The sequence below is a fragment of the Desulfovibrio sp. OH1186_COT-070 genome (genome assembly GCF_003860215.1).
Classification (GTDB): Bacteria; Desulfobacterota; Desulfovibrionia; order Desulfovibrionales; family Desulfovibrionaceae; genus Desulfovibrio.
The window spans coordinates 1-270 of sequence record NZ_RQYH01000269.1; the positions used below are offsets into that span (position 1 = coordinate 1).

Below are 270 nucleotides of genomic sequence, written 5' to 3' on the forward strand. Positions count from 1 at the left end.
AGCAACTTATGCGAGCTTTTGCCCTTCAACCTCTGCACCAAGCGGCTGATTGTCACTTGGGGCGGAATGGAAACGAAAAGGTGGACGTGATCCCTGGATATATGCCCCTTCATGATTTCCACGGACTCGGAGCGGCAAATTTCACGGATCAATTCGCGAGCGGTGAAAGCAATATCTCCGACTAACACAGGCTTGCGATACTTGGTTATCCAGACCAAGTGAAGATGAATGGCAAAAACACTATGCGCCCCATGACGATAATCGCTCATG

Annotated in this window: 1 protein-coding gene; it reads right to left on the reverse strand. The window is 49.6% G+C overall.

What is annotated here, in order from left to right:
- Window positions 1-270: IS200/IS605 family transposase (gene tnpA / locus EII23_RS12805; RefSeq protein ID WP_124793582.1), on the reverse strand; the 270-nt coding region annotated here is incomplete at both ends.